Here is a 501-nt window from a genome sequence, read left to right on the forward strand (position 1 = left end):
TGACTTCCAATCACCGCCAGTATGCGATTTCATAACTGAGTGAAGCTTAGGCACAACGGTATAGAGCCGCTCTCTTTCAGGTTTTACAAGTGCCTTTGAGACCCTTTTACCATCAATTACATAACTAAATTTGGATCCTATTGAACTACTACCATCTTCTGAAGTGTGATATTTAAACTCACACGAAAGAGATTCATACCCTAGCTCACTGCTTATCATCATGAGTTCGCTCAACTCATTCAATAGTGATACTTGCTCATCCATAATATTCATAAATCACCATTCCTGCTATAACGCCGCCAGCAGCGGCCGAGTGAAACGAGGTCCAGCGACCGCAGGGAGCGATGCTGCCTGGCCTTGTTATGTTTGCCTGAACCATGGTATTGGGCTTTTATCGCCACGACCTTTCCTTGCACTCTCAATAAGGCTAACAAGACTGCGCTTATCATATTTCTTCGCTGTGTCAGTATCTCTAATTTGTATGCCTCGGGAATCATAATC

Annotated in this window: 1 protein-coding gene; it reads right to left on the reverse strand. The window is 43.7% G+C overall.

What is annotated here, in order from left to right; genetic code table 11:
- Positions 1-273: hypothetical protein (locus A3757_RS06335; RefSeq protein WP_156506233.1), on the reverse strand; the 273-nt coding region annotated here is incomplete at its 3' end.
- Positions 274-501 lie beyond the last annotated feature (228 nt).

Source organism: Oleiphilus sp. HI0117 (genome assembly GCF_001635235.1).